The organism is Piscinibacter sp., assembly GCF_050175855.1.
Classification (GTDB): Bacteria; Pseudomonadota; Gammaproteobacteria; order Burkholderiales; family Burkholderiaceae_C; genus Piscinibacter.
This window is the reverse complement of the sequence record NZ_JBFXIO010000200.1, coordinates 1-9,252: the sequence shown is the minus strand read 5'-3', so window position 1 is coordinate 9,252 and position 9,252 is coordinate 1. Positions and strand designations below refer to the sequence as shown.

The following is a 9,252-nucleotide window of genomic DNA, read 5'->3' as shown; positions in this document are numbered from 1 at the left end:
TACGTCGCGTGGAAGCCTGCCGCGGTGCCCGCGCCGCAGCTGCTCTTCCTCAATGAGCCGCTCGCCCACGAGCTGGGGCTGGATCCGGCGGCTTTGCGCGCGGCGGATGCCGGCGCATTGTTTGCAGGCAACCTGCTGCCCGAAGACGCCCAGCCGATCGCCCAGGCCTACGCCGGCCACCAGTTCGGCGGCTTCTCGCCGCAGCTCGGCGACGGCCGCGCCCTGCTGCTGGGTGAGCTGATCGACCGCCACGGGCAGCGGCGCGACGTCGCCTTCAAGGGCTCGGGCCGCACGCCCTTCTCGCGTGGTGGCGACGGCAAGGCCGCGGTCGGGCCGATGCTGCGCGAGGTGCTCATCGGCGAGGCCATGCATGCGCTGGGCATCCCGACCACGCGCGCGCTGGCGGTGGCGGCCACCGGGGAGGGCGTCAATCGCGAGGTCGTGCTGCCCGGCGCAGTGCTGACCCGCGTGGCGGCCAGCCACCTGCGCGTCGGCACCTTCCAGTTCTTCCTCGCCCGGGGCGACCTCGACGGGCTGCGCCGGCTCGCCGACTACGCCATCGCGCGCCACGACCCCGCACTGGCCGAGGCGCCCGACCGCCACCTCGCCCTGCTGCGCGCGGTGGCGCAGCGCCAGGCCTCGCTGATCGCCCAGTGGATGAACGTGGGCTTCATCCACGGCGTGATGAACACCGACAACATGACGATCTCCGGCGAGACCATCGACTACGGACCCTGCGCCTTCATGGAGGCGCACGACCCGGCGGCGGTGTTCAGCAGCATCGACCACGGCGGGCGCTACGCCTACGGCAACCAGCCGCACATCGCACGCTGGAACCTGGCTCGCCTGGCCGAGGCGCTGCTGCCGCTGATGGCCGACGCCGACGACGAGGCGGCGATCGGGCGGGCCGTGGCGCAGGTCACCGAGGTCATCGACGCCTTCCCGGGGCTCTACGCGGCGGCGCTGCTGCAGGGGCAGCGGGCGAAGCTGGGCCTCGTCGCCGCCACGGCGGGTGACGACGCCGCCGACACGGCGCTCGCCGCCGAGTGGCTGGCCCTGCTGCACGCACAGGCCGTCGACCACACCCTGGCCTGGCGCCGCCTGGCCGACGCCGCCGAGGGTGCCGAAGCCCCGCTGCTCGATCTGTTCGCCGACCGCGAGGCCGCCACCGCCTGGCTGGCCCGGTGGCGCGAGCGCTGTGCCCGTGAAGGCGCTGCCGGCCTGCCACCGGCCGAGCGCGCCGCCCGCATGCGCGGCGCCAACCCGTGGATGATCCCGCGCAACCACCGGGTCGAAGAGGCGCTGGCGGCCGCCACCGAAGGCGACCTGGCGCCGTTCGAGCGGCTGATGGCGGCGCTGCACCAGCCGTTCGACGAGCGCCCGGCGTTCGCCGACCTGGCCGGGCCGGCACCCGCCGAGATCACCGCCGGCTACCAGACCTTCTGCGGCACCTGAGAGGGGCATGGCCGCTGCAGGCGCAAGAAAGTGAGGTTTCACTCATTGCGCACTGCAACACTTGATCGGGGACGGACGTCAACCGCAGCGACTAACCTGACGTTCAACACCCGAAAACGCACGGGCTGCGTCTTCCTCGACCGGACGATGGCCCCCACACAGTCATGGCCCCCCGCTACATCCAGACTCCTCACACCCCGAAGCGCAAGACCATCCCGGTCTCCCAGCTCATCGGCGAGCGCCGCGACGCCAAGCACGAAAGCTCGCTGTGCGACGGCATGGGCGCCGTGCGTCGCTCGCTGACGCAGGAGCTGATGGCCGACCGCAAGCGCTGAGGCGCCGAGCGGAGCCCCTCTCCGCTCTTTCTCCCCTCCCTCTTCTCCAAGCCGGCCAAGGCGCCGGCGGTGATCGCACAACGGGAAAACCCGCATCTAGTTGATATAGCAACTGGTTGACATACCAACCAATTGCATCGAGCATTGCGCCAGATCAACTCGCGCCCTTGCCTTTCGCGGCGCATCACCTGGAGACAACCCATGAGCCTGTGCACCCGACGCCGTGCGGCCGCGATGACGGCCGCCCTCGTGTCTGCTTCGTTCGCCTCGTTCGGTGCCGCCGCGCAGGCGGTCAAGATCGGCATCGTGGGGCCGTTCTCCGGCCCCTTCGCGCACTACGGCACGCTGTTCAAGAACGGCGCCGAGGCCTACATCGCGTCGCAGGGCGGCAAGCTCGGCGGCCGAGACGTCGAGCTGATCTACCGCGACACCGGCGGCCCGAACCCCGGCCAGACCAAGACGCTGGTGCAGGAGCTGATCGTCAAGGACAAGGTCGACTACCTCGGCGGCTTCGTCTTCACGCCCAATGCCTTCGCGGTGGCGCCGCTGATCCAGCAGAGCCAGACGCCGACGGTGATCTTCAACGCCGCCACCTCGGCCATCACCGACAAGAGCGAGTTCTTCATCCGCACCAGCTACACGCTCTGGCAGGTGACGGTGCCGCTGGCGCAGTGGGCGGCGAAGAACAACATCAAGAAGGTGGTCACCGCGGTGACCGACTACGGCCCTGGCATCGACGCCGAGACCGCCTGGAAGAGCGAATTCACGAAGCAAGGCGGCACCGTGGTCGAGTCGATCCGCATGCCGATCGCCACCACCGACTTCGCGCCCTTCGTGCAGCGCATCAAGGCCAGCGGCGCGCAGGCGGTCTACACCTTCCTGCCCGGCGGCCCGCCCAACCTCGGCTTCGTCAAGGCCTACAACGAGAACGGCCTGGCCAAGGCCGGCATCCAGTTCCTCGGCACGGCCGAGATGGACGAGTACGACCTGCAGAAGTTCGGCGACTCGGCGCTCGGCCTGACCACCGCTTTCCACTACTCGGCCGCGCACGACTCGCCGGCCAACAAGACCTTCGTCGCGGCGCTGAAGAAGAAGGATCCGAACGCGATCGCCAATTACGCCGCGGTGGGCGCCTGGGACGGCATGCAGGTCATCCACAGGATGATCGAGGCCACCGGCGGCCAGAGGGATGGCCTCAAGGCCGTGGCGGCCGCGCGCACGCTGCAGTGGGAGAGCCCGCGCGGCCCGGTGCGCATCGACCCGAAGACCCGCCACATCGTGCAGAACGTGTACCTGCGCAAGGTCGAGAAGGCCGGCGGCACGCTGGTCAACCAGGAAGTGCAGAACTTCGGCCCGCAGGCCGACCACGGCCTCGACAAGTAGGCGCAGGCACGGAGCGCGGCGATGCAACTGCTGGCCAACGTGCTGATCGACGGCCTGGCCTACGGGATGGTGCTGTTCATCATCGCCGTGGGCCTGTCGGTCACGCTCGGCCTGATGCGCTTCGTGAACCTGGCGCACGGCGCGTTCGCGATGATCGGCGGCTACGCGGCGGCGCTGCTCACCCGAGAAGCGCAGTGGAGCTTCTGGGTCGCCGTGCCCGCGGCGCTCGCGCTCACCGCGGCGGCCGGCGCGCTGCTCGAGGCGCTGGTGCTGCGCCACCTGTACCGCCGCAGCGAGCTCGAGCAGGTGCTGTTCACCATCGGCCTGACCTTCTTCCTGATCGCGCTGACCAATGCCCTGGCCGGGCCGCAGGTGCAGCTGATCGTGCTGCCGCCGCTGCTGGCGCAGCCGGTCGACCTGGGCTTCCGCACCTTGCCGGCGCAACGCCTGCTGGTGATCGCGACGGGGCTGCTGGTGGCGGCGGCCGCCGCGTGGACGGTGGCGCGCACGCGCTTCGGCGTGTGGCTGCGCGCCGCCGTCGACCACCCCGACACCGCCGCCACGCTGGGCATCCCGATCCGCACCGTGCAGTGCGCCAGCTTCGCCGCCGGTGCGGCGCTTGCCGGGCTGGGCGGCGTGCTCGGTGCCGAACTGATGCCGCTGGAGCCGTACTACGCGCTGAAGTACCTGGTGCTCGTGCTGGTGGTCGTCGCGGTGGGCGGCATGGGCAGCCTGCCGGGCTCGCTGCTCGCCGCAGTGGCGCTGGGCATCGTCGAGACGGCGAGCAAGTACCTCGCCTCAGACTGGGGCAGCCTGTTCTTCTTCCTCGCCATGGCCATGCTGCTGGCCTGGCGCCCCGATGGATTGCTGAGGCGATGAGCGGCGTCGACACCGGGGCCCCGAAGGTGGCGCCGCCCTGGCGCGCGCCGCTGATCGTGCTCGCCCTCGGGCTGGCCGCGTGGTGGGCGATGCCCGACCAGCTCGGCCTGCTCACGCGCATCGCCATCACGGCGCTGTTCGTGCTCTCGCTCGACCTGGTCGTCGGCATCGCCGGCCTGGCCACGCTCGGCCATGCGGCGCTGTTCGGCGCCGGCGCCTACGCGGCGGGCATCTTCGCGTTGCGCGCGCATGCCGACCCGCTGCTCGGCTTGGCCGTGGGCACGGGCGCCGGCGCGCTGCTGGCGCTGGCCTCCGGCGCCTTCCTGCTGCGCTACCACGGCTTCACCTTCCTGATGCTCACCGTGGCGATGGCGCAGATCGCCGCCAGCCTGGCGCAGAAGGCCCGCGACTGGACCGGCGGCGACGACGGCCTGACCGGCTTCACGATGGGCCCGCTGCTCGGCCACTTCGCCTTCGACCTCGAAGGCCGCACCGCCGCGCTGTATGCGCTGGCGGTGCTGGTGCTCGGCCTGTACGTGGCGCGCCGGGTGGCCGATTCGCCCTTCGGGCTGGCCGTGCGCGGCATCCACGAGAACCGCGCGCGCATGGCCGCGTTGGGTACGCTGGTGATCCCGCGGCTGCTGGCGATGTACACGCTGGCCGGGGCACTGGCCGGCGCGGCGGGGGCACTGTCGGCGCAGACCAACGCCATCGTCGGGCTGGACAGCCTGACCTTCGCGCTCTCGGCCGAGGCGCTGGTGATGCTCATCCTCGGCGGCGCGGGTCGGCTGCACGGCGCACTGATCGGCGCCGTCGTGTTCACGCTGCTGCACCACACGGCCGCGTCGATCAACCCGTACCACTGGCTGTTCGTCGTCGGCGCCGCGCTGATGGCGGTGGTGCTGGTGCCGCCGCAGAAGGCCTGGGCCTGGCTGCGCTCGCGCCTGGGGGCCTCGCCATGAGCGCCGTGCTGTTGGCGACACGCCAGCTCGACAAGCGCTACGGCGGCCTGCACGTCACGCGCGACGTCTCGCTGCAGCTGCACGCCGGCGAGCGCCTCGCGCTGATCGGCCCGAACGGCGCCGGCAAGACGACACTGGTCAACCAGCTCAGCGGCACGGTGGCGCCAAGCTCGGGCAGCGTCTGGCTCGCCGGCGAGGACGTGACGCGCCGCTCGCAGGCACAACGGGTGCGCGCCGGCCTGGCGCGCACCTTCCAGATCACCACGCTGGCGCCGCACCTGCCGGTGCAGCGCCAGGTAGAACTCGCGCTGTTCGAGCGCGAAGGGCTGACCGGCCGCTTCTGGCGCTCGATCGACGGCTACCCGGCGCTGGCCGCCGAGGCGCGCGCGCTGCTGCGCGACCTCGGCCTGGGCGAACACGCCGGCTGGCCGACCGAACGATTGGCCTACGGCGAGCAGCGGCTGGTGGAACTGGCGCTGGCCCTGGCCCTGCGGCCCAAGGTGCTGCTGCTCGACGAGCCGATGGCCGGCGTTCCGCAGGGCGAAGGCACGCGGCTGCTCGCCGCGCTCGACGCGCTGCCCCGGGACCTCGCCGTGCTGATCATCGAACACGACATGGGACTGGTGTTCCGCTTCGCGCACCGCATCGTCGTGCTCGCCGAAGGCGCGGTGATCGCCGACGGCACGCCGTCCGAGATCCGCAACGATGCGCGCGTGCGCGCCGCCTACCTGGGCCAGTGAGCATGAACTGCCTTCAGTCGTCGCCACCGCGGGCCGAGCGCCGGGCCGCTCCCAAGCCGGCCCGCATCCCGTCAGGGGATCGGCCGACGTACCCGTCGGACGAGGGGCTGTCATGATTCTCGAACTGCACGACGTGGTGGCCGGCTACGGCCCCATCACCGTGCTCAACGGCCTGAGCCTGACGGTGGCCCCGCAGGAGAAGCTGGCGCTGATCGGCCGCAACGGCGTCGGCAAGACCACCACGCTCGCGGCGGTGATGGGCCTGGCGCAGCTGCGCAGCGGGCGCATCGTCTTCGACGGCGAAGACCTCGCCGGCCTCGCGCCGCACCAGCGCGCCGCGCGCGGCCTCGGCCTGGTGCCGCAGACGCGCGACATCTTTCCCTCGCTGACGGTCGAGGAGAACCTGGTCGCCGGGCTGAAGCGGCGGCCGAAGCGCGCGCTCGACGAAGCCTACGCGCTGTTCCCGCGCCTGGCCGAGCGGCGCCGCAACGGCGGCGGCCAGCTCAGCGGCGGCGAGCAGCAGATGCTGTCGGTGGCTCGCGCGCTGCTCGGCCAGCCGCGTCTGCTGCTGCTCGACGAACCGCTCGAAGGCCTGGCGCCGCTGATCCGCCAGGAGCTGCTGGCCGCCTTCGCGCGCATGAGCCGCGACAGCGGCATCACCGTGGTGATCGTCGAGCAGCAGGTACAGGAGGCGCTCGGCTATGCCGACCGGGCGCTGGTGCTGGAGCGCGGCTCGGTGGTGCACGAGGCCGCGGCCGACGCACTGCGCCGGGACGCCGCCGCGCTCGAGCGCCTGGTCGGCGTGGCGGTGCACTGAACGAAACGGAGGAGAGCCATGAACGAGACCGCGAACATCCCCGAACTGGACATCGACCCGTACTCGGCCGAGAACCTGATCGACCCCTACCCGATGCACCAGCGCATGCGCGAGGCCGGGCCGGTGGTCAGGCTCACGCCCTACCCCAGCCTGGTGGCCTGCGCCCGCCACGAGCAGGTGCACGCGGTGTTCAACGACCACGCCACCTTCATCTCCGGCGCCGGCGTGGGCCTGAGCAACTTCAACCTGGAGACGCCGTTCCGCCCAAAGAGCCTGATCCTCGAGGCCGATCCGCCGCTGCACACGCAGACGCGCGCGGTGCTCTCGCGCATCCTCAGCCCGAAGGCGGTGATGCAGATCCGCACCACGTTCACCGAGGTGGCGGAACAGATGGTCGAGCGCTGCGTCGAGAAGGGCACGATCTGCGGCATCCACGACCTGGCGCAGATCTACCCGCTGAAGGTGTTCCCCGACGCGGTGGGTGTCGAAGACGACGGCCGCGAGAACCTGCTCGTCTACGGCGACCTGATCTTCAACTCGATGGGCCCGCGCAACGCGCTGCTGGCCAAGGCAGCCGAACGCATGGGGCCGGTCACCGAGTGGATCATGGCGCACTGCCGGCGCGAGCACCTGCGCCCCGGCGGCTTCGGCGACCAGATCTACCAGGCCGCCGACGCCGGCGAGATCACCCACGAGCAGGCGCCGCTGCTGGTGCGCTCCTTCCTCTCGGCCGGCGTCGACACCACCATCAACGGAATCGGCAACGCGCTGTTCGCGCTGGCGCAGCACCCCGATCAATACGCCAGGCTGCATGCCGACCCATCGCTCGCCCGCCCCGCCTTCGAGGAGGCGCTGCGCTGGGAATCGACCGCGCAGACCTTCTACCGCACTGCGGCGCGCGACTGCGAGATCGCCGGTGTACCGGTGGCCGAGAACACCAAGGTGCTGTGCATGCTGGCCTCGGCCAACCGCGACCCGCGCAAGTGGCCCGACCCGGACCGCTACGATATCGAGCGGCGACCGAGCGGCCACGTGGCCTTCGGCGCCGGCATCCACGGCTGCGTGGGACAGGCGGTGGCGAGGCTGGAAGGCGAGGTGGTGCTCACGGCGCTGGCCCGGCGCGTCAAGCGCATCGAGATCGCCGGAGCGCACACCCGCCGCCTGAACAACACGCTGCGCGCCCTCGACACCCTGCCGCTGACGCTCGTTCCCGCCTGACACTCCGGCCCGATTCCTGCAAGCTGACTTCACCATGCCCGACATCACCTTCATCCTGACCGACGGCAGCGAGCGCGGCCTCGAGGCGCCCGAGGGCGTCAGCGTCATGGCCGCGGCCACCGGCGCCGGCGTGCCCGGCATCGTCGCCGAGTGCGGCGGCTCGGCAATGTGCGCCACCTGCCACGTCTACGTCGACGAGGCGTGGGCCGGCCAGCTGCCCGCGCCGCTGGCCAACGAGCTCGAGATGCTCGAATGCACCGCCGCCGAACGCCGTCCGACCAGCCGCCTGTCGTGCCAGATCAAGCTCACCGCCGCGCTGCAGGGGCTGGTGGTGCGCATCCCCGAGCGGCAGCAGTAAGTGGCTTCACCGACCAACGTCGATCTCGAGCGCTACGTCCCGGCCTTCCTGACCTGGATCGCCAACAAGCTCTCGCGCGGCGCCTCGCAGCACTACCTCGCCGTCTTCGACGTCGGCATCGAGACCTGGCGCTGCCTGGTGCTGCTGGCCATCCACGGCTCGATCTCCGCGCAGCAGGTGTCGCGCATCATCGGCATGGACAAGAGCTCGGTCAGCCGCTGTTTCAAGAGCATGCAGTCGCGCGGGCTCGTCACCATCGGCCTGGACGCCGGCGACGGGCGCCTGCGCATCGCCACCCTCACGCCCAAGGGGCGCGAGCTGCACGACCAGATCCTGGGCATCGCGCTCGAGCGCGAGCGGGCCTTCCTGTCGGTGCTGAACCCGCAAGAGACCGAGACGCTGATCGCGCTGCTCAAGCGGCTGCACGAGAATCTGCCCGCGGTGGAAACGGCCACGGCCCGCTACGTGGCGCGCCGCTTCCCGGCCGCGGCGCGGCGCCGCGTGCACGACGAGGAGGATGCCGATGAGTGAGCGCAGCGCCATCGTGATCGTCGGCGGAGGCCATGCCGGCGCGGCGCTGTGCAACGCGCTCGCCGCCGCCGGCCTGGGCGCGCGCACGCACCTGGTGTGCGCCGAGGCCGAGCTGCCCTACCAGCGACCGCCGCTGTCCAAGGCCTTCCTGAAGAGCCCGTCCGAGGACGTGCAGCCGCACCGCAACGAGGCCTGGTACGGCGAGGCCGGCATCACGCTGCACCGCGCCGACCCGGCGCTGGCGATCGACCGCGCGGGCCGCACACTGACGCTGCGCTCGGGCGCGGTGCTGCCCTATGAGTGGCTGGTGCTGGCCACCGGCGCCAGCGCGCGCACGCTGCCGGCGCTGCCCGCCACGCTGGCCAACGTGGCGGTGCTGCGCGGCGCCGCCGATGCGCGGCGCCTGCGCAGCCTGCTCGACGCCGCGAAGCGCGTGACCGTGCTCGGCGGTGGCTTCATCGGGCTGGAGATCGCCGCCACGGCGGCGATGCTGGGCAAGTCGGTCAGCGTGCTGGAAGCCGCGCCGCGGCTGCTGCAGCGTTCGGTGTCGCCCGAGCTGGCGGACAGCGTGCTG

At 71.5% G+C, this 9,252-nt stretch carries 11 protein-coding genes; all 11 read left to right on the top strand.

The window, feature by feature from the left end; all coding sequences use genetic code 11:
* On the top strand, positions 1-1,455 hold a 1,455-nt coding region (locus AB7U92_RS15460), incomplete at its 5' end, for a protein adenylyltransferase SelO (RefSeq protein ID WP_428578589.1).
* 164 nt (positions 1,456-1,619) lie between these two features.
* The gene (locus AB7U92_RS15455; protein ID WP_428578586.1) at positions 1,620-1,790 is read left to right on the top strand and encodes a hypothetical protein; all 171 of its coding nucleotides are present in this window, start codon (positions 1,620-1,622) and stop codon (positions 1,788-1,790) included.
* 201 nt (positions 1,791-1,991) lie between these two features.
* Positions 1,992-3,173, top strand: a complete 1,182-nt coding sequence (locus AB7U92_RS15450) for an ABC transporter substrate-binding protein (RefSeq protein ID WP_428578583.1) — start codon at positions 1,992-1,994, stop codon at positions 3,171-3,173.
* 21 nt (positions 3,174-3,194) lie between these two features.
* Entirely contained in the window at positions 3,195-4,052 is an 858-nt protein-coding gene (locus AB7U92_RS15445; protein ID WP_428578580.1) for a branched-chain amino acid ABC transporter permease, read from the top strand.
* Entirely contained in the window at positions 4,049-5,014 is a 966-nt protein-coding gene (locus AB7U92_RS15440) for a branched-chain amino acid ABC transporter permease (protein ID WP_428578577.1), read from the top strand. The genes AB7U92_RS15445 and AB7U92_RS15440 overlap by 4 nt, the downstream gene beginning before the upstream one ends.
* The gene (locus tag AB7U92_RS15435) at positions 5,011-5,754 is read left to right on the top strand and encodes an ABC transporter ATP-binding protein (protein ID WP_428578574.1); all 744 of its coding nucleotides are present in this window, start codon (positions 5,011-5,013) and stop codon (positions 5,752-5,754) included. Before AB7U92_RS15440 ends, AB7U92_RS15435 begins: the two co-directional genes overlap by 4 nt.
* A gap of 112 nt (positions 5,755-5,866) precedes the next feature.
* Positions 5,867-6,571 carry an ABC transporter ATP-binding protein gene (locus AB7U92_RS15430; RefSeq protein ID WP_428578572.1) on the top strand — a complete coding sequence of 235 codons (705 nt, stop codon included), beginning with the start codon at positions 5,867-5,869 and terminating at the stop codon, positions 6,569-6,571.
* Between the two features lie 18 nt (positions 6,572-6,589).
* Positions 6,590-7,789, top strand: coding sequence for a cytochrome P450 (locus AB7U92_RS15425; protein WP_428578569.1), 1,200 nt, complete (start codon positions 6,590-6,592; stop codon positions 7,787-7,789).
* 34 nt (positions 7,790-7,823) lie between these two features.
* Positions 7,824-8,147, top strand: coding sequence for a 2Fe-2S iron-sulfur cluster-binding protein (locus AB7U92_RS15420; RefSeq protein WP_428578567.1), 324 nt, complete (start codon positions 7,824-7,826; stop codon positions 8,145-8,147).
* Positions 8,148-8,678: a MarR family winged helix-turn-helix transcriptional regulator gene (locus AB7U92_RS15415; RefSeq protein ID WP_428578565.1), complete on the top strand. Its 531-nt coding sequence runs from the start codon at positions 8,148-8,150 to the stop codon at positions 8,676-8,678.
* Positions 8,671-9,252, top strand: a 582-nt coding sequence (locus AB7U92_RS15410) for an FAD-dependent oxidoreductase (RefSeq protein ID WP_428578562.1), incomplete at its 3' end; no start/stop codon positions are given. The genes AB7U92_RS15415 and AB7U92_RS15410, both read left to right, overlap by 8 nt.

Bases quoted from the DNA above. Each gene is read 5' to 3' on its own strand.
- AB7U92_RS15455 (WP_428578586.1), top strand. From the start codon at position 1,620: ATGGCCCCCCGCTACATCCAGACTCCTCACACCCCGAAGCGCAAGACC.
- AB7U92_RS15450 (WP_428578583.1), top strand. From the start codon at position 1,992: ATGAGCCTGTGCACCCGACGCCGTGCGGCCGCGATGACGGCCGCCCTC.
- AB7U92_RS15445 (WP_428578580.1), top strand. From the start codon at position 3,195: ATGCAACTGCTGGCCAACGTGCTGATCGACGGCCTGGCCTACGGGATG.
- AB7U92_RS15440 (WP_428578577.1), top strand. From the start codon at position 4,049: ATGAGCGGCGTCGACACCGGGGCCCCGAAGGTGGCGCCGCCCTGGCGC.
- AB7U92_RS15435 (WP_428578574.1), top strand. From the start codon at position 5,011: ATGAGCGCCGTGCTGTTGGCGACACGCCAGCTCGACAAGCGCTACGGC.
- AB7U92_RS15430 (WP_428578572.1), top strand. From the start codon at position 5,867: ATGATTCTCGAACTGCACGACGTGGTGGCCGGCTACGGCCCCATCACC.
- AB7U92_RS15425 (WP_428578569.1), top strand. From the start codon at position 6,590: ATGAACGAGACCGCGAACATCCCCGAACTGGACATCGACCCGTACTCG.
- AB7U92_RS15420 (WP_428578567.1), top strand. From the start codon at position 7,824: ATGCCCGACATCACCTTCATCCTGACCGACGGCAGCGAGCGCGGCCTC.